Consider the following 25,287-nt stretch of genomic DNA (forward strand, 5'->3'; position numbering starts at 1 on the left):
TCAGGCCTTCTTCTTGACCTGGACGCGCTCCTGGCCACGCTCCGAGGCGTCCATGGCCTCGGCCTCGGGCTCGTTCAGCTGGAGCGACTCGCCGTCGCCCGTCGTGAACTGCCCGTAGAAGGTCTCCACCGCACGCTCGAGGCTCGCGACGGTGTCGTCCTCGAGCTTCTTGGTGCTGCGGATGGCGTCGAACACGCCGTTGTCACCGCGGCCGATGAAGTCGAGGAACTCGGACTCGAAGCGACGGACGTCGGAGACCGGCACGCGGTCGAGCTTGCCGGTGGTGCCGAGCCACAGCGAGACGACCTGCTTCTCGACCGGGTAGGGCGAGTACTGGCCCTGCTTGAGCAGCTCCACCAGGCGCATGCCGCGGTCCAGCGTCGCGCGGCTGGTGGCGTCGAGGTCGGAGGAGAACGAGGCGAAGGCCTCCAGCTCGCGGAACTGCGCGAGGTCCAGACGCAGGCGGCCGGCGACCGACTTCATCGCCTTCACCTGCGCGGAGCCGCCGACGCGGGACACCGAGATGCCGACGTTGATGGCGGGGCGGACACCGGAGTTGAACAGACCCGTCTCGAGGAAGATCTGGCCGTCGGTGATCGAGATGACGTTGGTCGGGATGTACGCCGAGACGTCGTTGCCCTTGGTCTCCACCAGGGGCAGACCGGTCATCGAGCCGGCACCCAGCTCGTCGGAGAGCTTGGCGCAGCGCTCCAGCAGGCGGGAGTGCAAGTAGAAGACGTCGCCGGGGTAGGCCTCGCGGCCCGGCGGGCGGCGCAGCAGGAGGGAGACGGCGCGGTAAGCCTCGGCCTGCTTCGACAGGTCGTCGAACACGATGAGGACGTGCTTGCCCTCGTACATCCAGTGCTGGCCGATGGCCGAGCCGGTGTAGGGGGCGATGTACTTGAAGCCGGCGGCCTCGGACGCGGGAGCCGCGACGATGGTCGTGTACTCCATCGCGCCGGCCTCTTCGAGGGCGGTCTTGAGGGCCGCGATCGTGGAGCCCTTCTGACCGACGGCCACGTAGATGCAGCGCACCTGCTGGGCCGGGTCGCCGGTGGCCCAGGCTTCCTTCTGGTTGATGATCGTGTCGGTCGCCACGGCCGTCTTGCCGGTCTGGCGGTCACCGATGATCAGCTGGCGCTGGCCGCGGCCGACGGGGGTCATGGCGTCGATGGCCTTGATCCCGGTCTGCATCGGCTCGTGCACCGACTGGCGCTGCACCACGGTGGGCGCCTGCAGCTCGAGAGCGCGGCGGCCGGTGGTCGCGATGGGGCCGCCACCGTCGATCGGGTTGCCCAGCGGGTCGACGACGCGCCCCAGGTAGCCGTCGCCGACGGGGACCGAGAGGACCTCGCCGGTCCGGCGGACCTGCTGGCCCTCCTCGATGCCGGAGAAGTCGCCCAGGACGACGACGCCGATCTCGCGCACGTCGAGGTTCAGGGCCAGTCCGCGGACGCCGCTCTCGAACTCGAGCAGCTCGTTGGTCATGACCGAGGGCAGGCCCTCGACACGGGCGATGCCGTCGCCGGCCTCGGTGACCGTTCCGACCTCCTCGCGGGAGACGTCGGGCCGGTACTCGGTGACGTAGTTCTGGATGGCACTGCGGATCTCGTCTGCGGAGATCGTCAGCTCGGCCATGGCTCTGGTCCTCTTCCCTGCGGGGGTCGTGTCGTTGTGGGGTGCGGAGGGGGCGGTCAGCCGGCCAGCCGCCGGCGGGCGGCTTCCAGCCGATGGGCGATGCTGCCGTCGATGACCTCGTCGCCCACCTGGACGATCAGGCCGCCCAGCACGTCGGGGTCGACGGTGACCTGGAGTCCGACCGGACGTCCGTAGAGGCGGCCGAGCACGTCGCTCAACTGCTGCTCCTGGGCTCCGGTGAGCGGGACCGCGGTGGTCACCCGGGCGACCGACTGCCCGCGGCGGCGACTGGCCGCCTCCGACAGGCGCTCGATGGCGATCTCGGCGGTGCCGACGTGCGAACCGGTGAGGAGGTTGCGCAGCAACTGCTCGGTCACCGGGTTCACCCGGCCGGACAGCAGCCGGTCCAGGAGCGCCTTGCGGCCCTCCACGGACGCCTTGCGGTCGCTGAGCACGCGGTTGAGCTCCCGGTCCCCGGCGACGATGCGCCCGAAGCGGAAGAGCTCGTCCTCGACGCTGTCGAGCTGACCGTTCACGTCGGCGGCATCCAGCGCCGCCTCGGTGGCCACGGTGATCGTGGCCTCGACCAGGTCGAGCGGCCGCGACCAGCGCTGCCGGGCGATCGTCTCGACGAGGTCCAGCGCGGTCGACGACAGCTGGGAGGCGAAGAGGCGGCGCACCAGGGCGGCGCGCTCCTCCGGCTTCCCGGCCGGGTCGGCCATGGCACGTCGCAGGGTGAGCTGGCTGTCCAGCACCCGCGACACCGCGAAGAGCTCGTCCGCGAGGGAGAGCAGCTCCGGGCCCGTGGCGGCACGCGCGGGCTGGCCGGTGATCCGGTCCCGCGCCTTCTCCAGGAGGCCGGCGGTGGGACGTGTCAGCTGCTCGAGGCGCTCGCGCACCTCGACGGTGGCCGCGCGGGTGGAGGCCTCCATCAGCGGTTGCTCTCCGCCACGGCGCCCCGACCGTCGCCCGACGCGGCCATGCCGTCGAGCTCCGCGAGGAACCGGTCGACGGTGCCGCTGCGACGGGCGTCGTCCGCCAGCGACTCGCCGACCACACGGCCGGCCAGGTCGACGGCGAGCGTGCCGATCTGACCACGGAGCTCGTGGACGATCTGCTGCCGCTGCGCGGTCAGCTGCTCCTCGCCGCGGGCGACGATGCGAGCCGACTCCTCCTGAGCCTGGGTGCGCAGCTCCTCGAGGATCTGCTGGCCCTCGGCGCGAGCGGCGTCGCGGATCTGCGCGGCCTCGCCACGTGCCTCGGCCAGCTGCGCGCGGTACTGCTCGAGGGCCGCCTTGGCCTCGGCCTGTGCGGCCTCGGCCCGCTCGAGCCCGCCCTCGATCGCCTCACGGCGGGCGACGAACGCCTTCTCGAAGCTCGGCACCACGTACTTGATCACCACGAACGCGAGGATCGCGAAGGTGATCAGGCCGACGATGATCTCGCCCACGGGTGGGAGGAGCGGGTTGGCGCTCTCCGCAGCCAGGATGTTCATGCTCTGCACGTCCCTACGTCAGCTGGACCGGACCGGCTGGGTCAGCCGTAGATGAAGGGCGCGACCAGACCGATGAGCGCCAGCGCCTCCGAGAGGGCGGCACCGAGGAAGGCGTAGGTCCGGGTGAGGCCGGCCGACTCGGGCTGACGCGCGGTCGCCTGGATGTAGGCGGCCCACACGACACCGACACCGATACCGGGGCCGATGGCGGCGAGGCCGTAGCCGACAGCGCCGATGTTGCCCTCGAGCTCTGCGAGAACCTCGATCATTGGGGGGTCTTCCTCCTGTGTCGGTCGCCCGGATCGTTCCGGACGGCTGGCGGGGGTGGAGCGGTCAGTGGGCGGGCTCGACGGCGCCGTTGAGGTACGTGGCGGTCAGCACGGTGAAGACGTAGGCCTGCAGGATGATCACGAGCACCTCGAAGAACGTCATGGCCAGGGCCATGGCGAACGCGAACGGGCTGAAGATCATCGAGAAGTTGCCCACCTGGAGCAGGTAGACGGTGCCCAGGGAGAAGACGACGAGCAGCATGTGCCCGGCGAACATGTTGGCGAAGAGTCGGACGGCCAGGGTGAACGGCCGGATCACGAAGACCTGCAGCAGCTCGATGGGGGTCACCAGGATGAGCGCACCGATCGGCACGCCCGGCGGGATGGCGGCGTCCTTGAAGTACTTGCCGGCGCCCTGCTCCCGGATGCCGACCCAGTTGTAGAGGATCCACACGAGCACCGCGAGGACCAGCGGCAGGGCGAACTTCGACATCGGCGAGATCTGCGCGAACGGGATGATGCTCATCGCGTTGTTCGCCAGGATGAAGAAGAAGAGCGAGGCCAGGAACGGCGCGAACGGAAGCCCCTTGGGGCCGATCACGTCACGGGCCATGCCGTCGCGGACGAGGGAGTAACCGCTCTCGCCCAGGAACTGCAGCCTGCTCGGCACGATCGAGGCCTTGCGCGAGGCGAGGACCAGGAACGCGAGGATCGCTGCGGTGGCGATCCAGGAGATGATCGTGATGCGGGTGATCGCGAAATCGACGCCCAGGAGCGAGAACTCCGCGATGGGCTCCGGGTAGAACTCCGCAATCGTCGGAGCGTTGAACCCATCTCCGCCGGATCCTTCGGCTGCGAGCACGCTGCCGAGCGCTGAGGCGCTGGAGGTCACCGTTGTCCCTTCTGCGTCGGGCCCTGTGTCCGGGGCGAGCTCCGCTGCCCGCCCGGGGTCGTGCGTGTGTGCGGCCGGGCCCCGGAGGGCGGCTCGACGGCACCGTACTTGACGACCACCAGGTAGATGGCCACTCCCAGACCGAGCAGGACGCCGACGAGGGTGAAGACTCGCGTCTCCAACCAGCGGTCGAGCAGCCACCCGGCCCCGCCCCACACGAGCATCCCCGAGAGCATGGTCCCGGTGATGCCCCAGCCGACGTCGGCCCCGGAGGGATGACGTTCGGCATCTGCGGTGCGCGGTCGAGATTCCCAGCCTGCAGGGGTGTTCTCGGCCATCACTCGGGACACTATCTCAGCCCGCGGACGCCGGGCGGGCCGGGTCCGGAGCACCGTCGTCAGGTCCACCCGCACGGGTGTCCGCGGGGGCAGCGGCCGGCGGTGCGGGCGGCGGCACGTAGAACACCTGCCGGGTCCACACCCAGCGCATCTGGACCCCGCTCCAGAGCAGGGCCCCGGCGATGACCGTCCAGGCGAGCACCAGCCGGTCGAGCCACCCGTCCTCGGGCAGCGAGCCCAGCAGGGCGAAGAGGACCAGCAGCTTGACCAGGAACGTCCCCAGCGCCGCGGGCAGGGCGAACGCGTCGTCGATCCCGCCGGCCCACGCGATGACCACGCCGCTGACGACGAAGAAGCCGACCACGGTGGCCGCGCCGACGAGGACCGCCACCGCGCTCCCCCAGCCGCCGAGGATGCCGGCGACGGGGGCCGCCACGGCGGTCACGGCGAGGGACACCAGCGATCCCACCCGGAGGAAGGCGAGGTCCCAGGGGGCGCGGTCCGTGGCGGGGCTCGGTGCGGCGGTCATCTCAGGACCTTCCTGGTCTCGGCCGCGCGGGCGGCGGCCCGGTTGGCGCGCGCCTCGCTGCCCCGGGTGCGCACCGCCCGGGCGGTGGGATGGTCGGCACGGCTGCGCTCCCGTTGCGCGGCGAGCTCGGCCGCGCGGGCCTCGCGGGCGGCGCGACGGGCACGCGGGCTGAGGACGACGACCAGCCCCACGACCAGCAGCACGGCGATCGCCACCAGCAGCTCCGCCGTCCCACCGGTGATCGACAGGGCGACCGCCCCGAAGGACAGCAGCGCGGCCCAGAAGTACATGACCAGCACCGCACGCCGGTGCGAGTGGCCGATGGAGAGCAGCCGGTGGTGCAGGTGCATCTTGTCGGCGGCGAACGGCGAGCGCCCCCGCCGGGTGCGGCGGATCACCGCCATCACCAGGTCGAGGAACGGGATGAAGAGCACCGCGACCGGCACCAGCAGCGGCAGGGTCAGCGGCAGCAGCGTGGCCGCCGAGTCGAACGACTGCGGGTCCACTCCCCCGGTCGCCGTGACGGCGGCGGCCGCCAGCATCAGGCCCACCAGCATCGCCCCGGAGTCGCCCATGAAGATCCGCGCCGGGCTGAAGTTGTGCGGCAGGAAGCCCAGGCAGGCGCCGGCGAGCACGGCGGTGATCAGCGCCGGGGCGCTGGCGACGTCGTCGTACCCGACCAGGCCGAGGTGGTAGCTGTAGGCGAAGAAGGCCAGCGCCGCGATCGCCGAGACACCGGCCGCCAGCCCGTCCAGGCCGTCGATGAAGTTGACGGCGTTGACCACCAGCACGGTGAGCAGGACCGTCAGCGGCACCCCGAGGTCGGGGCCCAGCGAGATCGTGCCGATGTCGGCCACCGGCAGGAAGAGGAAGGCCAGCTGGACGCCCAGCAGCACCATGACGCCCGCGGCGGCGATCTGCCCGGTGAGTTTCGTCAGGGAGTCCAGATCCCACTTGTCGTCGATCAGCCCCAGGGCGCAGATCAGCCCGCCGGCCACGAGGACGGCGTAGGTCTGGGAGTCGTCGAAGGTGCGCTGCAGGGCCGGCAACCGGGTGGCGACCAGGATCGCGGCGGCCACCCCGAGGTACATGGCCACGCCGCCGCCGCGTGGAGTCGGGATGGCGTGCACGTCGCGCGCCCGGAGGGCCGACATCACCCCGAAGCGGATCGCCAGCATCCGGACCACCGGGGTGGTCAGGAAGGTGACCAGCGCGGCGGTGAGCATGACGACGGCGTACTCGCGCATCGGCTCAGCCGGCGCGGATCGGAGCGGGACGGGTCCGGACGACAGGCGTGCTCATCCAGCCGCCCTCCCGAACCTCGTGATCACCCGCGGCGCCGGTGAGCGGGGCCGCGATCGGTCCACGGTAGCGCGAGCTCCTGGCAACGCCGTGCGACGCATCGCCGACCGGCGCCGTGGCCCGGGGCACGCGGTGGTCAGTCGGTGAGCTCCGGGACGGCGTCGCGGAGGCGGTCGACCGGGATCGCCCCCACCCGCAGCACACGAGGCGTGGCGCCGGTGCAGTCGACGATGGTGCTGGCGGCCGAGTTGCTGCGCGGCCCGCCGTCCAGGACGACGGCGACGTGCTCCCCCAGCTGGGCGGCCGCCTCCTGGGCCGTCGTGGCGGCCGGCCGGCCCGAGCGGTTGGCGCTGGACACGGCCAGCGGGCCGGTGCGCCGGAGCAGGTCCCTCGTCAGGTCGTCGTCGGGCAGCCGGACGGCGACCGTGCCCTCCGCGTCACCCAGGTCCCAGGCCAGCGACGGCGCGTGCTCGACGACGAGGGTCAGCCCACCCGGCCAGAAGGCCTGGGCCAGCGCGGTCGCGGTCGAGGGCAGGTCCGTCACGAGCCCGGCCAGCGTGGAGGCCTCGCCGATCAGCACCGGGACGGGCATGGTCCGGCCGCGGTTCTTGGCGGCCAGCAGCGAGGTCACCGCCGACGGGGTGAACGCGTCGGCCGCGACCCCGTAGACGGTGTCGGTCGGCAGCAGGACGAGCCTCCCGGTGCTCAGCGCCGCCGCGGCGGCGTCCAGGCCGGCGGCGCGCGCCTCCGGGTCGCTGCAGTCGTAGATCTGGGCCACGGGGAGGAAGTCTGTCACCGTCGCCGACCGCTCCCCCGGCCCGGTGGCTCAGTCGTCGTCCCGGTCCCTGCCCTCGCGCCCGTTGCCGTTGCCGCCGTTGCCCGGCTTCTTCTCGTCGGAACCCTTGCCGTTCCCGTCGCCGTCGCCGCCGTCGCCGCCGTCGCCCTCGTCGACCGGGGCGGGCGCGGGGGCCGGGGCGGGCACCGGGGGCACGGCGTAGCCGAGCTGGACCAGCGCATCCGGCGGCAGGGTGCCGGAGGGGTCGACGGCGGTGACCTGTCCGGCGGCCACGTCCGCGGTCTCGACCGGGAGCAGCTCGACGCGGAGCCCGCGGGCGACCAGCTCCGCCTGCACCTCGCGGACCGGACGGCCGAGCAGGTCGGCGGCGACGACGTCGACGCCCGCGGGCAGGCTCGGCGCGGCTCCCGTCGGCTCGGGCGTCTCGGAGGCCGGCGCCGCCGTGGACGTCGAGCCGTCGCGGAGCGCCGTCGCGACGACGGCTCCACCCACCGCGAGCAGGAGCGCGGTCAGCAGGACCGCCACCGGCCACCTGCGGCGGCGCCGTCGGCGCACCGGTCCGGCGTCGGCCGGGGACGGCGCCGGCACGACCGGGAGGACCGCGGTCGCGGGCGGGGCTCCGGTCCGCGGCAGGACGGCCGTCCGGGGTGCGCCCGCTGGGACGCCGCCGGCCCGCACGGTGTCGACCGCGTCGCGCAGCGCCGATCCGTCCGGGAACCGGGCGGCGGGATCCTTGGCCATCGCGCGCTCCACCAGCCCGCGCACGGCGAGCGGGACGTCCGCCGGGAGCGGGTCGGGCTGCTCCCGGATCTGCATCACCGCGATCTGGACGGCGCTCTCGCCCTCGAACGCCCGCCGACCGGCCAGGCACTCGTAGCCGACCGCCCCGAGCGCGTAGACGTCGCTCGCCGGGGTCGCCGGCCGGCCGGACGCCTGCTCCGGGGAGAGGTAGTGCGCCGTCCCCATCACCTCCCCCGTGGCGGTGACGGCGACGCCGCCGGTCGAGCGGGCGATGCCGAAGTCGGTCAGCTTCACCCGGCCGTCGCGGGCGACGAGGAGGTTCGCCGGCTTGATGTCGCGGTGCACGACCCCGGCCGCGTGGGCGGCACCCAGGCCGTCCGCGGCCTGCCGGAGGACGTCCAGGGTGCGGCGCTCGTCCAGCCGCCCCTCGCGACGGAGCACGTCGGCGAGCGACTCCCCCTCCACCAGTTCCATCACGAGGTAGGCCACCGGCGGCGCCCCCGGACCGACCGGCTGCTCGCCGTAGTCGAACACCGCGGCGATGTGCGGGTGGACGAGCGTGGCGGCGTGCTGCGCCTCCGCCCGGAACCGGGCGCGGAAGGTCGGGTCCGCCGCGAACTGGTCGCGCAGCACCTTGACCGCGACCGGGCGGTCGAGCAGGGTGTCGCGCCCGCGCCAGACCTGGCCCATGCCGCCGCCGGCGATCAGCGACGCCAGCACGTAGCGGTTCGCGAGCAGCGCCTGCGGTGCCGTCACCGGTCCTCCCGCCCGCCTCGCCGCGCGGTCGTGAAGCGCGGGCGCCCGGCCAGGTCGGGATGGTCCTCGACGTCGGTGAAGCCGCCGTGCGACCGGACGACCGCGGGCAGCGCCGTCCCCTGCTGGTCGGCGTGCTCGATGCCCAGCCAGCCGCCGGGCCGGAGCAGCCGGGCGGCGACGCCGAGCATCCCGCGCACCACGTCGAGCCCGTCCGGCCCGCCCCAGAGCGCCAACGGCGGGTCGTGGTCGGCGACCTCGCGCGGGATCCGCGCGCCGTCGGGCACGTAGGGCGGGTTGGAGACGACGACGTCGACCCGCCCGTCGAGCTCGGACAGCAGGCCTGCGTCGGTCATGTCGCCGGCGACGACGCCGACCGGGGTGTCGCCGGCGCCGACCCGGTCGAGCGCGTTGTGCCGGGTCCAGGCGATGGCGCCGGGATCGTGCTCGACGGCGGTCACCCGTGCGCCGGGGTGCTCGTGCGCGATGGACAGCGCGAGGGCACCGGAGCCGCTGCCGAGGTCCACGACGACCGGCCCGTCGAGCCCGGCGAGACGCTCGAGCGCCCACTCGGCCAGCAGCTCGGTCTCCGGGCGGGGCACGAACACCCCCGGGCCGACGGCGAGCTCGAGCCGCCGGAACGGCGCCCGGCCGGTCAGGTGCTGGAGGGGCACCCGGTCGGCGCGCTGGTCGAGCAGCGCCGCGAACCGGGCCGCGTCGTCGTCGGGGACGTCGGTCAGCGTGAGCAGCCCCGCGCGCGACCGGCCGACCACGTGGGCCAGCAGCAGCTCGGCGTCCACCCGCGGCGACTCGACCCCGGCCTCGGCGAGCCGCCGGGCGGCGTCGCCCAGGAGCGTTCTGCACCTCACCCCGGACCCGCCCTTCAGGAGCCGGCCGCCAGCAGCTCGGCGGTGTGCGCGCTGCTCAGCGCGTCGATGACCGCGTCCAGTTCGCCGTCGAGCACGGCGTCCAGGTTGTGCGACTTGTAGCCGACCCGGTGGTCGGAGATCCGGTTCTCCGGGAAGTTGTACGTCCGCACCCGCTCGCTGCGGTCGACCGTGCGCACCTGGCTGCGCCGCTGGTCGCTCGCGGTGGCCGCGGCCTCCTCGCGGGCGGCCGCCAGGAGCCGGGAGCGCAGCACCCGTAGCGCCGACTCGCGGTTCTGCAGCTGGCTCTTCTCGTTCTGCGAACTCACCACGATCCCGCTGGGCAGGTGGGTGATGCGGACGGCGGAGTCTGTGGTGTTCACGCTCTGCCCACCGGGCCCGGACGAGCGGAAGACGTCGATGCGCAGGTCGTTCGGGTCGACCGTCACGTCCACCTCCTCCGCCTCGGGCAGCACCAGCACCCCGGCGGCGGAGGTGTGGATGCGGCCCTGGCTCTCGGTGGCGGGCACGCGCTGCACCCGGTGCACGCCGCCCTCGAACTTCAGCCGCGACCAGATGCCCTCGTCGGTGCGGCTCTTGATGGCCACCGCGACGTCCTTGTACCCGCCGAGCTCGGCGTCCTGGGCGTCGAGCACCTCGGTCGACCAGCCGCGCCGCTCCGCGTAGCGCAGGTACATCCGCAGCAGGTCTCCGGCGAACAGCGCGGACTCCGCGCCGCCCTCCCCCGCCTTGATCTCGAGGATGACGTCCTTGTCGTCGTCGGGGTCCTTCGGCAGCAGCTCCTCGTTCAGCCGGCCGGTGAGCTCCTCGATCCGGCGCTCGAGAGCGCTCGCCTCGGCGGCGAAGGAGGCGTCCTCGGCGGCGAGCTCCCGGGCGGTGCCGAGATCGCCGCGGGCCTCGTCGAGGGCGCGGGCGGTCTCCACGAGCGGGGCCAGCCGGGCGTAGCGACGGCTCAGCCGGCGGGCACGCGCCTGATCGGCGTGCACCGCCGGATCGGCGAGCTCCTGCTCGAGGGACGCGTGCTCGGCGAGCAGGCCGGAGAGCATGTCGGGTGCGGGGCTGCTCATCGGGTTCCTCCTGCCTGCGGTCGGGTCCGGACACGACGACGGCGCCCGCCCCACCGAGAGGTGGGACGGGCGCCGTCGGAGGTGCTACTTGGCGTCTGCGGGCGCCTCGGCGGGCGCGCCGGCGGAGCGCTTGCCGAACCGCTTCTCGAAGCGGGCCACGCGGCCACCGGTGTCGAGGATGCGCTGCTTGCCGGTGTAGAAGGGGTGGCAGGCCGAGCAGGTCTCGACGGTGAGCGTGCCCGTGGGCGAGGTGCTCTTGGTGGTGAAGGTGTTGCCGCAGCCGCAGGTCACGGTGGTGACGTTGTAGGCCGGGTGGATGTCGGGCTTCATGGCTGCTGCCTCTTCTACGAAGTCTGGGTCGTTCAGTGCTGTGAACGCCGAGGACCGGACGGCTATTTCCGGTGCGACGGCGGGGCTCGGTCGACCAGTCTCCCAGATCGGGAGACCGGCCGACCGTGGCCCCCTGCTAGTCCTTGTCGGGACCGAGCGTCGTCTTCTGGATCTGCATGAGGAACTCGACGTTGTTGCGCGTCTTCTTCAGCTTGTCCAGGAGCAGTTCCAGCGCCTGCTGGGGCTCCAGCGCACCGAGGACCCGGCGCAGCTTGATGACGATGGCCAGCTCGTCGGGCGACATGAGGATCTCCTCCTTGCGCGTGCCCGACGCGTTGACGTCGACGGCCGGGAAGACCCGCTTGTCCGCCAGCCGGCGGTCGAGCTTGATCTCGGCGTTCCCGGTGCCCTTGAACTCCTCGAAGATGACCGTGTCCATCGTGGAGCCGGTCTCGACCAGCGCCGAGGCGATGATCGTGAGCGAGCCGCCGTTCTCGATGTTGCGGGCAGCACCCAGGAAGCGCTTGGGCGGGTAGAGCGCCGTGGAGTCGACGCCGCCGGAGAGGATGCGCCCGCTGGCGGGAGCCGCCAGGTTGTAGGCGCGGCCCAGCCGGGTGATCGAGTCCAGCAGGACGACGACGTCGTGGCCCATCTCGACCAGACGCTTCGCCCGCTCGATGGAGAGCTCGGCGACCGTGGTGTGGTCCGACGGCGGCCGGTCGAAGGTGGAGGCGATGACCTCGCCCTTCACCGAGCGCTGCATGTCGGTGACCTCTTCGGGCCGCTCGTCGACGAGGACGACCATCAGGTGGCACTCGGGGTTGTTCGTCGTGATCGCGTTGGCCAGCGCCTGCAGCACCATCGTCTTGCCCGCCTTGGGGGGCGAGACGATCAGCGCGCGCTGCCCCTTGCCGATCGGCATGACCAGGTCGATGACCCGGGTGGTGAGCAGGTGCGGCTCGGTCTCCAGCCGCAGGCGGTCCTGCGGGTAGAGCGGGGTCAGCTTGGTGAACTCGGGGCGGTTCTTCGCCTGCTCCGGGTCCAGGCCGTTGACCGTGTCCAGCCGGACCAGCGCGTTGTACTTGTCCTTGCGCTCGCCCTCGCGGGGCTGGCGGACGGCGCCGGTGATGGCGTCACCGCGACGCAGGCCGTAGCGGCGCACCTGCGAGAGCGAGACGTAGACGTCGTTCGGGCCGGTGAGGTAGCCCGACGTGCGCACGAACGCGTAGTTGTCGAGCACGTCGAGGATGCCGGCCACGGGCAGCAGGACGTCGTCCTCGCTGATCGTGGGCTCGCCCTGGTCGAAGCGCTCACGGCCTCCGACGGCGCCCCCGCGCTTGTTGCGATCGCGGTAGCGACGCCCGCGACGGCCGCGGCCGCCCTCGAAGTCGTCGTCGTCCTCGTCGGCGTTGGGCCCGCGAGGGGCCTCGGTGCGGTTGTCGTTCCGGTTGCCCGGACGGCCGTCCCGGTCGCCGCGCTCGCTGCGGTCGGGGCCGCGGTTGCCGTCCCGGTTGCCCTCGCGGGCACCGTCGCGGTTGGTGTCGCGGTTGGTCTCGCGGGCACCGTCGCGGTTGCCGCGCTCGGGCCGGTCGCCGCGGTCGGTGCGCTCGTTGCCGTCGCGGTTGGCCCGCTCCGGGCGGTCGCCCCGCTCGGAGCGGTCGGCACCGTCGCGGCTCGCGCCGTCGCGGTTGGCGGTGTCGCGGTTGGCGGTGTCGCGGTTGTTCTCGCGGTTGGCGTCCCGGTCGGCGCGGTTGCGGTTCCGGTCGCGGTTGCGCTGCGGCCGGTCGCCGTCGCGCTGCTCGCCGTCGGCCTGCTCGGCATCGCGCGGCTCGGCGTCCCGCTGCGCCGGCTCGGCCGGCGCGGCGACCTCCGCCGCGGGCGCCTCGGTGGACCGGTCGTTCGCGGGAACGGGCTTGCCGGCCGACTCGGCGGTCGGGGAGCCGGCCGGACGGCTGGCGCCGCGGCGGGACCGGGCCGGACGGGTGTCGGCGTCGGCGTCGGTCGTGGTGACGGGTCCGCCGTTGGCGCCACCGCTGATCGGCGCCTCGAGGGGGGCGGCCGTCGCGGCCACGCCGCGGGCGCGGTCGGCGCCGTCGGCTCCGTCGGCCTGGCTCTCGACGCGGGGCGCCGGGGTGCTGCTGTCGCCGCCGACCTGGCGCGCGGAGATGGCGGCCACGAGATCGCCCTTGCGCATGCGTCCGGTGCCGGAGATGCCGAGTTCGGCCGCCAGTCGCTGCAGTTCGGGCAGCAGCATCCCGGACAGGCCGGCGCCGCGGCGGCGGGCGCGGCCCGCCGTCTCGGGAGCGGCGGGTGCCTCGCTCGAGCCGGCGGCGTCCTGCGCGCCGGTCATGGCGAGGTCGGTGCTTTCGCTCACGTACAGGTCCTTCCCTGCGGTGACCTGCGCGTTCCAGCGCAGGGGGTGCACCGCTCCGATGCGGACCCGGGCATGAGGCGGGGGTCGTGATGAGGAGCGGGGTGAAAAGCGGAGCGGATCAGCGGCGGAATCGCCGGCTTCGCCCCCACGCGAGGCTCGCCCGAGTGGGCGGCTACGCCGTGAGCCTAGACGCAGCTCACTGACTGGACAACACCGGTTGTTTCCAGCGTGTTCCTCGTTACCGAGACGATACCTGAGGCTCGTCCAGCACCGACGCGCCCCTGCGATCGATCTCGAGCGGCAGCACCCGCCAGCCGTCCGGGACGAGCGCCCGGATCTCGCCGACGCGGGCCGCCGCGGCCGGCTGTCCCGGCCGGTCGTCGGGGTGCCAGCGGGTGAGGACGAGCAGGCTCGGTCCGGCGCCGGACACGACCGCCGCGTGCCCCTCGGCGCGCAGCAGCGCGAGCAGGTCCCGCGAGCCCGGCATCGCCGCGCCGCGCTGCGCCTGGTGCAGCCGGTCCTCGGTCGCCTCGAGCAGCAGCGCCGGTCGCGCGGTCAGCGCGTGCACCAGCAGGCCCGACCGGCCGGCGTTGAAGGCGGCGTCACCGTGCGGCACCAGCTCCGGCAGCAGCCCGCGCGCGACGTGCGTGGAGAGGGTCGCCTCCGGGACGAGCACGACCGGCAGGACCTCGTCGGAGACGGCGAGCCGGTCCGCGCGCGCACCGGAGGCGGCCATCCAGCTCAGCGTCGCCCCGCCGAGGAGGCACGCGGCGACGTTGTCGGGATGCCCCTCGATCTCGGTGACCAGCCGGAGCACCGCGTCCAGGTCGACGGCGGCGACGTCGGGGCACAGCGCCCAGGCGCCCATCACCCCGGCGACGACGGCGGCCGCGGAGGACCCCATCCCCCGCCCCTGCGGGATGCCGTTCTCCGTGACGATCCGCAGCCCGGCAGGCGTCCAGCCGAGCTCGGCGGACGCGGCACGGAAGGCGCGCACGACCAGGTGGGACTCGTCGGTGGGGAGCGTGTCCGCCCCCTCGCCGGTCATCTCGACCACGAGCCCGCCGTCGGTGACGGAGAACGCGAGCTCGTCGTGCACCGACAGCGCCAGCCCGGCGCAGTCGAAGGCCGGTCCGAGGTTCGCGCTGGTCGCGGGCACGCGGACCCGGACCGAGGCGCCGCGCGGCGAGGTCACAGGCCGAGCTGGGCAGCCGCCGCGGCCGCGTCGACGGGGATCGTGACCGGAGCAGGTGCGCCGGAGATGGCCCACTCGGGGTCCTTGAGCCCGTTGCCGGTGACCGTGCAGACGATCCGCTGGCCGGGCTCGAGCTCGCCCGCGGCGTGCACCTGCAGCAGACCCGCCACCGAGGCCGCCGACGCGGGCTCGACGAAGACCGCCTCGCTGCGGGCCAGCAGCCGGTAGGCCGAGAGGATCGCCCGGTCGGTGACGGCGTCGATCCGGCCGCCGGACTCGTCCCGGGCGGCGAGCGCCTTGGTCCAGGAGGCCGGGTTGCCGATCCGGATCGCGGTGGCGATCGTGCTCGGGTTCTCGACCACGGCCCCGTTCACGATCGGTGCGGCGCCCGCGGCCTGGAAGCCCCACATCCGCGGGGTGCGGGTGGCAGGGCCGGGGGCCGCGGAATCGGTGCGGTACTCGCGGTAGCCCTGCCAGTAGGCGGTGATGTTGCCGGCGTTGCCGACCGGGAGGCAGTGGATGTCGGGAGCATCGCCGAGCACGTCGACGATCTCGAACGACGCCGTCTTCTGGCCCTCGATGCGGTACTGGTTGACGCTGTTGACCAGGCTCACCGGGTAGTCGATGGCGAGCTTGCTGGCCAGCGCCAGGCAGTCGTCGAAGTTGCCCTCGACCTGCAGCAGCTGAGCGCCGTGCACGAGCGCCTGGGCCAGCTTCCCCATCGCGATCTTGCCCTGGGGCACGAGCACGGCGCAGGTGATGCCGGCGCGGGCGGCGTAGGCGGCGGCGCTGGCACTGGTGTTGCCGGTGGAGGCGCAGATGACCGCCTTGGCGCCCTCCTCGACGGCCTTGGTGATGGCCATCGTCATGCCGCGGTCCTTGAACGACCCGGTCGGGTTGAGGCCCTCGACCTTGAGGTAGACGTCGCAGCCGGTCCGGCGGGACAGCTCGGGCGCGGGCAGCAGCGGGGTGTTGCCCTCCTGGAGGGTGACCACGGGCGTCGCCTCGCTCACGGGCAGCCGCGACCGGTAGGCCTCGATGAGCCCCGGCCACCCCGGGGAGACGTTCGCCTTGGTGACGCTCATGAGAGACCTTCCACGCGCAGGACGCTGGTGACGCCGCGGACCGCGGGCATGTCCCGCAGGGCGGCGATGGTGGCGGACAGCGCCGCGTCGGGCGCGCTGTGGGTGACGATGACCAGCGTGGCGGCGTCGCCCCGGCCGGTCTGGCGGACCGTGGAGATGCTCACGTCCTGCCGCGCGAACTCCTGCGCGACGGCGGCGAGCACGCCCGGGCGGTCGGCCACGTCGAGGCTCACGTGGTACCGCGTCGGGGTCTCGGCCATCGGGCGGATCGCGAGGTCGGCGTACCCGGTCGGGCCCTGGCCGGAGGCTCCGGCGACCCGGTTGCGCGCCACGGCCACGAGGTCGCCGAGGACGGCGCTCGCGGTGGGCTCTCCCCCGGCGCCCTGGCCGTAGAACATCAGCTGCCCGGCGGCCTCGGCCTCGACGAAGACGGCGTTGAAGGCGCCGCCGACCGCGGCGAGCGGGTGGGTCGTGGGGATCATCGCGGGGTGCACCCGGACGGCCACGGTGTCCGTGCCGGCGCCGTTGGGCACCCGCTCGCAGATGGCCAGCAGCTTGACGGTGCAGCCGATCTCGGCGGCGCGGGCGACGTCGGTCGCCGACACCGCGGAGATGCCCTCGCGGTAGACGTCGGCGGAGGACACCGGCGTGTGGAAGGCCAGCGACGCGAGGATCGCCGCCTTCGCCGCGGCGTCGAAGCCGTCGACGTCGGCGGTCGGGTCCGCCTCGGCGTAGCCCAGCTCGGTGGCCTCGGCGAGCGCCTCGGCGAAGCCCGCGCCGGTCTCGGCCATGCGCGACAGGATGTAGTTGGTCGTCCCGTTGACGATGCCGACGACCCGGCGCAGCTGGTCGCCGGCCAGCGACTCGCGCAGCGGCCGCAGCAGCGGGATGGCGCCGGCGACGGCGGCCTCGTAGTAGAGGTCGACGCCGGCCTCGGCGGCCGCGGCGTGCAGCGCGGGCCCGTCCTCGGCCAGCAGCGCCTTGTTCGCGCTCACCACGGACTTGCCCGACGCGAAGGCCGCGTACATGAGGCTGCGGGCCGGCTCGATGCCGCCGATGACCTCGACGACGAGGTCGACGTCGTCCCGGGCCACCAGCGCGGCGGCGTCGGTGGTCAGCAGGTGCTGCGGCACGTCGGGGTGGTGCGCCGGGCGGCGGACGGCGATGCCGACGACCTCGACCGGCCGGCCGATGCGGGCGGTCAGGTCATCGGCCTGGTCCTCGATCAACCGCAGGACGGCGCTGCCGACGGTGCCGCAGCCGAGCAGCGCGACCCGCAGGGGGACGGGCGGGGCGGCGGTCACGAACGGGCTCCCGCGGCGTGCTCGGGGGCCGGCTGGTCGGGCGCCGGGGACGGCGCGGGCCTGTCTGCGAGGACGGCATCGAGGGCGAACACGTCCGACAGTGTCTGCCGTCGCACGATCTCCGTCGCAACGCCGTCCCGTACCGCGACCACCGGCGGCTTGAGCAGGTAGTTGTAGTTGCTCGCCATCGACCAGCAGTACGCGCCGGTGGCGGCGACCGCCAGCAGGTCGCCGGGGGCGACGTCGGAGGGCAGCCACAGGTCGCGCACGAGGATGTCGCCGCTCTCGCAGTGCTTCCCGACGACCCGGCACAGCGCCGGGGGGGCGTCGGAGGTGCGGTTGGCCAGCACGCAGGTGTAGTCGGCGTCGTAGAGCGCGGTGCGGATGTTGTCGCTCATCCCGCCGTCGACCGAGACGTAGTTGCGCACCGGCGGGGTGCCCGGGCCGCCGCCGGCACCGAGGCGGACAGGCTTGATCGTGCCGATCTCGTACAGCGTGACCGTGCCCGGGCCGGCGATCGCGCGACCCGGCTCGACCGCCAGTCGCGGCACCGGCAGCCCGAGTGCGGCGCACTCCGCAGCGACGACGGTCCGGAGCTTCGCCGCGACGTCGCCGGGGCTGACCGGGTCGTCGTCGGCCAGGTAGGCGATGCCGAAGCCGCCGCCGAGGTTCAGTTCCCCCAGCAGCTCGCCGGTCGCCTGGTGGATCTGGCCCATCAGGCCGACGACGCGGTGCGCGGCCGCCTCGAAGCCCGCGGTGTCGAAGATCTGCGAGCCGATGTGGCTGTGCAGGCCGGCCAACCGCAGCGCCGGCTCGCGGATGACCCGCACCGCGGCGGTCAGGGCGTCGCCGGTGGCCAGCGAGAAGCCGAACTTCTGGTCCTCGTGCGCGGTGGCGATGAACTCGTGGGTGTGCGCCTCGATGCCGACCGTGGCGCGGATGAGCACCGGCACCGGCGCCCCGCCGGCGGCGACGCGTGCGGCGGCGAGCGGCGCCAGCCGGTCGATCTCGTCGAAGGAGTCGAGCACCACGTGCCCGATCCCCGAGTCGACCGCGAGCCGCAGCTCGACGAGCGACTTGTTGTTGCCGTGCAGCGCGATCCGCTCGGCCGGGAAGCCGGCCGCCAGCGCCAGGGCCAGCTCGTTGCCGCTGCAGGCGTCGAGGTGCAGGCCGTCCTCGGCGATCCACCGGGCCACCTGGCCGCAGAGGAACGCCTTGGAGGCGTAGTGCACGTCGGCGCCGTGGAACGCGGTCGCGAAGTCGGCCGCGCGGCTCCGGAAGTCGCCCTCGTCGAGGACGAACAGCGGCGTGCCGTGCTCGCGGGCCAGGTCGGTGACCGCGCGGCCGGCCAGGTGCAGCTCGCCGTCCACCCGGGTGGCCGACCGCGGCCAGACGTGCGCGTCGAGGGCGCCCAGCTCCGCCGGCGGTGCGCCGGCGCCCGTCGGCTGCTGGATGCTGCCGTGCAGCGGACCGGCCGGGTGCGCTCTCACATCCGCTCCGGGGCGGTCACGCCGAGCACGTCGAGGCCGTTGCGGAGCACCGTCGCGGTGGCGGCGCACAGCCACAGGCGGGCGGTGGTCAGCGACGTCGCCTCCTCGTCACCGCGCGGCAGCACGCGACACGAGTCGTAGAAGCGGTGGTAGGTGCCGGCCAGCTCCTCGAGGTACCGGGCCACCCGGTGCGGTGCGCGCAGCTCGGCGGCGGAGGCGAGCACCCGGGGGAACTCGCCGATCGCGCGGAGCAGGTCGCTCTCCCGCGGGTGTGCCAGCGCCGCGACGTCGACGTCCGCGGCCTCGCCGAGGGGCAGGCCCAGATCGGCGGCGTTGCGCAGCAGCGAGGAGATGCGCGCGTGCGCGTACTGGACGTAGAAGACCGGGTTGTCGTTGGTCTTCCGGCTCCAGAGGTCGGCGTCGATGTCGATCTGCTGGTCCACCGAGGCGCGGGCCAGCGCGTAGCGGGCCGCATCGATGCCGACGGCGTCGACCAGGTCGGTGAGCAGCACGAAGTTGCCCTTGCGCTTGCTCATCCGGACCGGCTCGCCGTCCTTGACCAGGTTGACCAGCTGGCCGATGAGGATCTCGAGGTGGTGCTCGGGGTCGTCGCCGGTGGCGGCCACCAGCGCCTTGTAGCGGCCGACGTAGCCGGAGTGGTCGGCGCCCAGCATGATCACGACCCGCTCGAACCCGCGCGCGCGCTTGTCGAGGTAGTAGGCGCAGTCGGCGGCGAAGTAGGTGGGCTCCCCGCCGGCCTTCACCAGCACGCGGTCCTTGTCGTCGCCGAACGTCGTCGTCCGCAGCCAGACGGCGCCGTCGGCCTCGAAGACGTGCCCCTGCTCGCGCAGCCGGCCGACCGCCTTCTCCAGCGCTCCGGACTCGTGCAGGGTCCGCTCGGAGAAGAACCGGTCGTAGTGGACGCCGAAGCCGTCCAGGGTGCTGCGGATCTCGGCGACCATGGCGGCGACGCCCCGGTCGGCGAAGACGGTGAGCTGCTCGTCGTCGGGGAGCTCGAGCAGGCCCGGGTTCTCCGCCACGACCTGCTGCGCGACGGTCTCGACGTAGTCGCCCTGGTAGCCGTCCTCCGGCACCGGGCGGCCGTGCGCGACGGCCTGCAGGCTGCGGCCGAACCGCTCGATCTGCGCGCCGGCGTCGTTGACGTAGTACTCGCGGCTGACCTGGGCGCCGGTGGCCTCGAGCAGCCGGCCCAGGGCGTCACCGACGGCGGCCCACCGGGTCGAGCCGAGGGTGACCGGGCCGGTGGGGTTCGCGGAGACGAACTCGAGGTTGAGCTTCTGGCCCGCGAAGGCGTCGGTGCGGCCGTAGGCAGCGCCCGCCGTCACCGCCCGCACCGCGAGGCCGCCCAGCGCACCCTTGGCCAGGGTGATGTTGAGGAAGCCGGGACCGGCGACGTCGACCGTCGCGATGCCCTCGTGCGCCCGCAGCTCCTCGGCGAGCACCTCGGCGACCTGGCGGGGCGGCCGGCCGGCGGGCTTGGCCAGCCGGAGGGCGACGTTGGTGGCGTAGTCGCCGTGCTCGGGGTTCTTGGGCCGCTCGATGACGACCTCGTCGGGCACCTCGACGGGCAGCGCGCCGCGGTCGACGACCGCGCCCACGGCGGTACGGACGACGTCCTGCAGCTGCTCCGGTGTCACCGCACGAGCGTACTGACCGCGCCCGCGGCGCTCGCCGCCCCTGCCCGCCGGATGCAGGGAACGCCCAGGTTCGCGACCTAGACTCGCGGCCGCACCGTGCACCCGCACCAGAGGAGTGGCCTTGGCCAAGGACCGAAAGCCCGACGACGCCCGCCCCAGCGGCGGCGCCACCCGGTCCGGAGGCGGCAACCCCCACCGCGCCCGTCCCACCGGCAAGAGCGGCCGGACGCGCCCGCCGACACAGGTGGTGGCCAACGCGCACAAGCGCCCGTGGGCCCTGATCGCCGGGGCCGTGGCGGTGGTCGTCTTCGCGGCGGCCGTCATCACCTACGCCGTGGTGCAGGTCAACGAGGCGAACGCGGACAAGCTGGCCTCGATCGAGGAGATCTCCGGCGTCGAGGCGGCCGAGTACTCCCCCGGCCAGGACCACGTCACCACCGAGGTGGACTACACCGAGACGCCTCCGGTGGGCGGCCCGCACGACGGCAACTGGGCCGACTGCACGGGCACCGTCTACGACGTCGACATCCGGCACGAGAACGCGGTGCACAGCTTGGAGCACGGCGCGGTCTGGATCACCTACGACCCGGAGGCGCTGTCCGACGCCGACGTCGACACGCTGGCCGACCTGGTGGACGGCGAGTCCGGCCGGATGCTGTCGCCGTACGCCGGTCTCGGGACCCCGATCAGCCTGCAGGCCTGGAACCACTCGCTGACCGTGGACAGCGCCTCCGACGAGCGGATCGAGCAGTTCGCGGACTTCATGACCTACCAGCGCTCCCCCTACGGCGACGGTGACGACCGCAACGCGCTCGCCTTCCCCGAGCCCGGCGCCTCCTGCGAGAACCCGGCGTTCGCCGCCGCGCCGCTCGTCGAGGGCGAGGTCAGCACCCCGATCGGCCCGAGCGACATGCCGACCGAGGACCAGGGCTGAGCACATGACGGGCCCTTCCGGAGGCCGCGCGCTGCGCACCGCCCTGCTCGCCGTCATCGGCGTGGGGCTGCTCCTGCTCGGCGGCGGCCTGGCGGTGGCGCTCGGCATCGGCGGCGGCCCGGACACGCCGTCGGCCGACTCGGTCGACGCCGGCTTCGCCCGCGACATGGGCGCGCACCACCTGCAGGGGGTGGAGATGGCGAACATGGTGGCCGAGCGCAGCACGGATCCCGAGGTCCGCCAGATCGCCTTCGACATCTCCGCCACGCAGACCAACCAGGCCGGCCGCATGCAGGGCTGGCTCGCCCTCTGGGGCGTGCCGCAGAGCGGCGGGGACACGATGGCGTGGATGTCGTCCGGCGACACCGGCGCACACGGCCACGACATGGCCGACGGCGGCCTGATGCCGGGCATGGCGACCTCGGCGGAGCTGGCGAACCTGCGCGGGCTGACCGGCACCGCGTTCGACGTCGAGTTCCTCCGGCTGATGATCCGGCACCACCAGGGCGGGTTCGAGATGGCCGAGTACGCCGACGAGCACGCCGGCCTGCCGGCCGTGCGCAGCCTGGCCCAGGCGATCGCCGGGGCGCAGTCGGCGGAGACGCGGACGATGGCCGCGATGCTCACCGCCCGCGGTGGCACTCCCCTCCCGGCGCCCTGAGGCCCTCCGCCCGTCCGCTCGTCCGCGGCTGATAGGTTCTCCACCGAACGAGACGAGCCCCCGTAGCTCAGGGGATAGAGCACTGCCCTCCGGAGGCAGGGGCGCAGGTTCGAATCCTGCCGGGGGCACTCTCTCTTCCACTTCCACCGCGGGGCAGTGACGGACATCTCCTCCCGCTGCACTAGGTTCCGCGGCATGGAGAGCAACGGCATCGAGAAGGCCACCGTCGGCGACATCGAGCTGGCCTACGAGACCTTCGGCGACCCGGCGGACACCCCGCTGCTGCTGGTGAGCGGGCTGGGCTCGCAGATGATCAGCTACGCCGAGGAGCTCTGCGCCGGCCTGGCCGCGCGCGGCCTGTTCGCCATCCGGTTCGACAACCGGGACGTCGGCCTGTCCACCCACCTGCACTCCGCCGGCATCCCCCGCCTCGGCGACGTCCGCCGCGGGGACCGGTCGAGCGTCCACTACGAGCTGGCCGACATGGCGGCCGATGCCGCCGGGCTGATCGAGGCCCTCGGTCTGGACTCGGCGCACCTGGTCGGGGTCTCCATGGGCGGCATGATCGCCCAGCGGGTCGCCATCACGTACCCGGAGCGGGTCCGCAGCCTCACCTCGATCATGTCCACCACCGGGGACCGGTCGGTGGGCGGCGCGTCCGAGGCGGCCCAGGGCGTCCTGTACGCACCGCCGGCACAGGACCGGGAGGGAGCGATCCAGCGCCAGCTCGAGACCTCACGGGTCATCGGCTCCCCCGGTTTCCCGCTCGACGAGGAGGCGGTTCGCGCCCGGGCCGGCCTCGCCTACGACCGGGGGCACGACCCGGCCGGGGTGGCGCGCCAGATGGCCGCCATCGTCACCAGTCCCGACCGGACCGCCGACCTCGGCCGGGTGGCCGTCCCCACCCTGGTGATCCACGGCTCGGACGACGCCCTGGTGAACGTCTCGGGCGGCCGGGCCACCGCGGCCGCGGTCCCGGGCGCCGAGCTGGTGGTCATCGACGGCATGGGCCACGACCTGCCGCGCCCGCTGTGGCCGGAGATCACCGACCGGATCACCGCCCTGATCAGCCGCGTCGAGGGGCGGGTCTGACCGCACGAGGGCTCAGCTGGTGAGCATCCCGCCCTCGACCGGGATGGTCGTGCCGGTGACGTAGCCGCCGGCGTCGCTGACCAGGAAGATCAGCGCGGCGGCGAGCTCCTCGGGGTGGCCCTTGCGGCCCACGAGGATGCGGTGCATCTGCGAGTCGATGTACTCGTCGGGGTACTGCTCGGTCATCTCCGAGACGAAGAAGCCCGGGGCCAGCGCGTTCACCCGGATGCCCTTGCGTCCGGTCCACTGCTGGGCGAGGTCTCGGGTCAGGCCGATCAGGCCCGCCTTGCTCGCGGCGTAGGCGGCCTGCGGCAGCCCGGCCGTGGTCAGGCCGAGCATGCTGGAGATGTTGACGATCGAGCTGCCCGGCTGCATCACCCGCCCGCAGGCCTGGGCCATCCAGTAGCAGCCGTTGAGGTTGACGTCGATCACCGAGCGGAACTGCTCGGGGGTCTCGCGGGTCGCCGGGAACGCGGTCCCGATCCCGGCGTTGTTGACCAGGATGTCGACCCGCCCGAACTCGGCCATGGCGGCCTCGACGAGGGCCGTGCAGTCCTCCGGCACGGAGACGTCGGTGCGGACGGCGAGCGCGCGCCGTCCCGTGGCCTCCACGGCCTGAGAAGTCTCGGCCAGCCGGTCGACCCGGCGCGCACCGAGGACGACGTCGGCACCGGCCTCGGCCAGCGCCCGCGCGAACACCGCCCCCAGGCCCGAGGAGGCCCCCGTGACGACGGCGACGCGGCCGTCGAGGCGGAACATGTCCAGGATCGTCCGGTCGGTCACCGGGCGAACCTAACCCAGCTCAGGCCTCGGCGACCTGCCCGGCGGTCACCTCGAGGCGCCGGGTGGTGTGCACCGCGTCGAGCATGCGGCGGTCGTGGGTGACCAGCAGCAGGGTGCCCTGGTACTCGGCCATCGCCCGCTCCAGCTGCTCGATCGCGGGCAGGTCGAGGTGGTTGGTCGGCTCGTCGAGCACCAGCACGTTGACGCCGCGGGCCTGCAGCAGGGCCAGCGCCGCCCGCGTCCGCTCCCCCGGCGACAGCGTCTCGGCGGGGCGCAGCACGTGCTCGGCGGTCAGCCCGAACTTGGCCAGCAGCGTGCGCACCTCCGCCGTCGGCCAGTCGGGCACCTCGGCCCCGAAGGCGTCGAGCAGTTGCTGGGCGCCGAAGAACAGCCCGCGGGCCTGGTCGATCTCCCCGATCCGCACCGAGGGGCCCAGCGACGCCGTCCCCTCGTCGAGCGGCACCCGGCCCAGCAGGGCGGCCAGCAGGGTGGACTTCCCGGAGCCGTTGGCCCCGGTGATCGCCACCCGGTCGCCCCAGTCCACCTGCAGGTCCAGCGGGCCCAGGGTGAAGCCGCCGCGGCGGACGACGGCGCCGCTCAGCGTCGCGACCACCGCGCCGGCACGGGGAGCGGCGGCGATCTCCATCCGCAGCTCCCACTCCTTGCGGGGCTCCTCGACGACGTCGAGCCGCTCGATCATCCGCAGGGTCTGCTTCGCCTTGGCCGCCTGCTTCTCCGACGACGCCCGGTTGGCGGCCTTGATGTGCTTGTCGCCGTCCTTCGACTTCTTGATCGAGTCGCGGACGCCCTTGGCCATCCAGTTCTTCTGCATCCGGGCCCGGGACTCCAGACCGGCCTTGGTGTCGGCGAACTCCTCGTACTCCTCGCGCGCGTGCCGGCGGGCGACCTCGCGCTCGGCCAGGTACGCCTCGTAGCCGCCGTCGACGACCCGGACGACCTGCTGGGCGAGGTCCAGCTCCACGACCGGGGTGACGGTGCGGGAGAGGAACTCGCGGTCGTGGCTGACCACGACGATCCCGGCCCGCGAGCCGGCCACGAAGCGCTCCAGCTGGTCCAGGCCGCCGAGGTCGAGGTCGTTGGTGGGCTCGTCGAGCAGCAGCAGGTCGTACCGCGAGAGCAGCAGCGAGGCCAGGCCCACGCGTGCCGCCTGCCCGCCCGAGAGACCGGTCATCGGGGCGTCGAGAGCGACACCGGGCGCGACCTCGGCGACCACCTCGGCCGCGCGCTCCTCCAGGTCGGCGCCGCCGAGGGCGAGCCAGCGCTCCAGCGCCTCGCCGTAGGCGTCGTCGGCGCCGTCCTCCCCGGCGGTCAGGCGCTCGGTCGCGTCGTCGAGGGCGGCCTGGGCGACGGCGACCCCGGTGCGCCGGGCCAGCGCGCCGAGCACGCTCTCCCCGGGGTGCCGCTCGTGCTCCTGCGGCAGGTAGCCCAGCGTCGCGGCCGGCGGGCTGACGACGATGCTGCCGGACTCGGCGGGCAGCTCGCCGGCCAGCGTGCGCAGCAGCGTGGACTTGCCGGCGCCGTTGACCCCGACCAGGCCCACGACGTCACCGGGGGCGACGACGAGATCGAGGTCGGCGAACAGGACGCGGGCGCCGTGACCGGCGGCCAGGCCGCGCGCGACGAGGGTGGCACTCACGCCGCCCAGGGTGCCAT

General features: G+C 73.7%; 24 protein-coding genes and 1 tRNA gene. 4 read left to right on the forward strand and 21 right to left on the reverse strand.

Annotation, left to right across the window (positions count from 1 at the left end; all coding sequences use genetic code 11):
• The 19 genes from atpA to argS form a co-directional block, all read right to left on the reverse strand.
• On the reverse strand, positions 1-1,638 hold the full coding sequence (gene atpA / locus CRP29_RS07100) for a F0F1 ATP synthase subunit alpha (protein WP_097194370.1): 1,638 nt from the start codon (positions 1,636-1,638) through the stop codon (positions 1-3).
• A gap of 56 nt (positions 1,639-1,694) precedes the next feature.
• Positions 1,695-2,570 carry a F0F1 ATP synthase subunit delta gene (locus tag CRP29_RS07105; RefSeq protein WP_097194371.1) on the reverse strand — a complete coding sequence of 292 codons (876 nt, stop codon included), beginning with the start codon at positions 2,568-2,570 and terminating at the stop codon, positions 1,695-1,697.
• Positions 2,570-3,133: a F0F1 ATP synthase subunit B gene (locus CRP29_RS07110; RefSeq protein WP_097194372.1), complete on the reverse strand. Its 564-nt coding sequence runs from the start codon at positions 3,131-3,133 to the stop codon at positions 2,570-2,572. Before CRP29_RS07110 ends, CRP29_RS07105 begins: the two co-directional genes overlap by 1 nt.
• A gap of 41 nt (positions 3,134-3,174) precedes the next feature.
• Complete coding sequence (gene atpE / locus CRP29_RS07115; protein ID WP_217991489.1) at positions 3,175-3,402, reverse strand: ATP synthase F0 subunit C; 228 nt, start codon at positions 3,400-3,402, stop codon at positions 3,175-3,177.
• Between the two features lie 64 nt (positions 3,403-3,466).
• Entirely contained in the window at positions 3,467-4,294 is an 828-nt protein-coding gene (gene atpB, locus CRP29_RS07120) for a F0F1 ATP synthase subunit A (RefSeq protein ID WP_097194373.1), read from the reverse strand.
• Complete coding sequence (locus CRP29_RS07125; RefSeq protein ID WP_097194851.1) at positions 4,291-4,632, reverse strand: AtpZ/AtpI family protein; 342 nt, start codon at positions 4,630-4,632, stop codon at positions 4,291-4,293. The genes atpB and CRP29_RS07125 overlap by 4 nt, the downstream gene beginning before the upstream one ends.
• 16 nt (positions 4,633-4,648) lie before the next feature.
• A complete protein-coding gene (locus tag CRP29_RS07130; protein WP_245852586.1) occupies positions 4,649-5,161 on the reverse strand; it encodes a Cg1360 family ATP-synthase-associated protein in 513 nt (170 codons plus the stop codon).
• The gene (locus CRP29_RS07135) at positions 5,158-6,408 is read right to left on the reverse strand and encodes a glycosyltransferase family 4 protein (protein WP_097194374.1); all 1,251 of its coding nucleotides are present in this window, start codon (positions 6,406-6,408) and stop codon (positions 5,158-5,160) included. Before CRP29_RS07135 ends, CRP29_RS07130 begins: the two co-directional genes overlap by 4 nt.
• Before the next feature lie 191 nt (positions 6,409-6,599).
• Positions 6,600-7,241, reverse strand: a complete 642-nt coding sequence (locus tag CRP29_RS07140; protein WP_097194852.1) for an L-threonylcarbamoyladenylate synthase — start codon at positions 7,239-7,241, stop codon at positions 6,600-6,602.
• A gap of 48 nt (positions 7,242-7,289) precedes the next feature.
• A complete protein-coding gene (locus tag CRP29_RS07145; protein ID WP_245852589.1) occupies positions 7,290-8,756 on the reverse strand; it encodes a protein kinase domain-containing protein in 1,467 nt (488 codons plus the stop codon).
• Positions 8,753-9,622 (reverse strand): peptide chain release factor N(5)-glutamine methyltransferase, encoded by an 870-nt coding sequence (gene prmC, locus CRP29_RS07150; RefSeq protein ID WP_097194375.1) that lies wholly within the window; start codon positions 9,620-9,622, stop codon positions 8,753-8,755. The genes CRP29_RS07145 and prmC overlap by 4 nt, the downstream gene beginning before the upstream one ends.
• A gap of 14 nt (positions 9,623-9,636) precedes the next feature.
• The gene (gene prfA / locus CRP29_RS07155; RefSeq protein WP_097194376.1) at positions 9,637-10,707 is read right to left on the reverse strand and encodes a peptide chain release factor 1; all 1,071 of its coding nucleotides are present in this window, start codon (positions 10,705-10,707) and stop codon (positions 9,637-9,639) included.
• An 84-nt stretch (positions 10,708-10,791) separates the two neighbouring features.
• Positions 10,792-11,037, reverse strand: a complete 246-nt coding sequence (gene rpmE, locus CRP29_RS07160) for a 50S ribosomal protein L31 (RefSeq protein WP_097194377.1) — start codon at positions 11,035-11,037, stop codon at positions 10,792-10,794.
• A gap of 136 nt (positions 11,038-11,173) precedes the next feature.
• Positions 11,174-13,411: a transcription termination factor Rho gene (rho, locus tag CRP29_RS07165; RefSeq protein WP_097194854.1), complete on the reverse strand. Its 2,238-nt coding sequence runs from the start codon at positions 13,409-13,411 to the stop codon at positions 11,174-11,176.
• A gap of 238 nt (positions 13,412-13,649) precedes the next feature.
• Positions 13,650-14,606 (reverse strand): homoserine kinase, encoded by a 957-nt coding sequence (thrB, locus tag CRP29_RS07170; protein WP_097194378.1) that lies wholly within the window; start codon positions 14,604-14,606, stop codon positions 13,650-13,652.
• Positions 14,603-15,691, reverse strand: coding sequence for a threonine synthase (gene thrC / locus CRP29_RS07175; protein WP_097194379.1), 1,089 nt, complete (start codon positions 15,689-15,691; stop codon positions 14,603-14,605). The genes thrB and thrC overlap by 4 nt, the downstream gene beginning before the upstream one ends.
• Positions 15,688-16,995: a homoserine dehydrogenase gene (locus tag CRP29_RS07180; protein ID WP_097194380.1), complete on the reverse strand. Its 1,308-nt coding sequence runs from the start codon at positions 16,993-16,995 to the stop codon at positions 15,688-15,690. The genes thrC and CRP29_RS07180 overlap by 4 nt, the downstream gene beginning before the upstream one ends.
• Entirely contained in the window at positions 16,992-18,485 is a 1,494-nt protein-coding gene (lysA, locus tag CRP29_RS07185) for a diaminopimelate decarboxylase (RefSeq protein WP_097194381.1), read from the reverse strand. The genes CRP29_RS07180 and lysA overlap by 4 nt, the downstream gene beginning before the upstream one ends.
• Positions 18,482-20,143: an arginine--tRNA ligase gene (argS, locus tag CRP29_RS07190; RefSeq protein WP_097194382.1), complete on the reverse strand. Its 1,662-nt coding sequence runs from the start codon at positions 20,141-20,143 to the stop codon at positions 18,482-18,484. Before argS ends, lysA begins: the two co-directional genes overlap by 4 nt.
• A 121-nt stretch (positions 20,144-20,264) precedes the next feature.
• Here argS and CRP29_RS07195 point away from each other — a divergent pair, with 121 nt between their 5' ends.
• The 4 genes from CRP29_RS07195 (at position 20,265) to CRP29_RS07210 (ending at position 22,830) form a co-directional block, all read left to right on the forward strand.
• Positions 20,265-21,077: a thioredoxin-like domain-containing protein gene (locus CRP29_RS07195; protein WP_097194383.1), complete on the forward strand. Its 813-nt coding sequence runs from the start codon at positions 20,265-20,267 to the stop codon at positions 21,075-21,077.
• A gap of 4 nt (positions 21,078-21,081) precedes the next feature.
• Positions 21,082-21,738 carry a DUF305 domain-containing protein gene (locus tag CRP29_RS07200; RefSeq protein WP_097194384.1) on the forward strand — a complete coding sequence of 219 codons (657 nt, stop codon included), beginning with the start codon at positions 21,082-21,084 and terminating at the stop codon, positions 21,736-21,738.
• Positions 21,739-21,794: 56 nt separating this feature from the next.
• Positions 21,795-21,866, forward strand: a tRNA-Arg gene (locus CRP29_RS07205).
• Positions 21,867-21,933: 67 nt separating this feature from the next.
• Positions 21,934-22,830, forward strand: a complete 897-nt coding sequence (locus CRP29_RS07210; protein WP_097194385.1) for an alpha/beta fold hydrolase — start codon at positions 21,934-21,936, stop codon at positions 22,828-22,830.
• A 12-nt stretch (positions 22,831-22,842) separates the two neighbouring features.
• Here the strand turns inward: CRP29_RS07210 and CRP29_RS07215 are convergent, their stop codons facing one another.
• Both CRP29_RS07215 and CRP29_RS07220 read right to left on the reverse strand, forming a co-directional pair.
• Complete coding sequence (locus tag CRP29_RS07215; RefSeq protein ID WP_217991490.1) at positions 22,843-23,613, reverse strand: SDR family NAD(P)-dependent oxidoreductase; 771 nt, start codon at positions 23,611-23,613, stop codon at positions 22,843-22,845.
• Between the two features lie 19 nt (positions 23,614-23,632).
• Positions 23,633-25,270, reverse strand: a complete 1,638-nt coding sequence (locus CRP29_RS07220) for an ABC-F family ATP-binding cassette domain-containing protein (RefSeq protein ID WP_097194386.1) — start codon at positions 25,268-25,270, stop codon at positions 23,633-23,635.
• Between the last annotated feature and the right edge of the window lie 17 nt (positions 25,271-25,287).

This window comes from Blastococcus aggregatus, assembly GCF_900221005.1.
Classification (GTDB): domain Bacteria; phylum Actinomycetota; class Actinomycetes; order Mycobacteriales; family Geodermatophilaceae; genus Blastococcus; species Blastococcus aggregatus.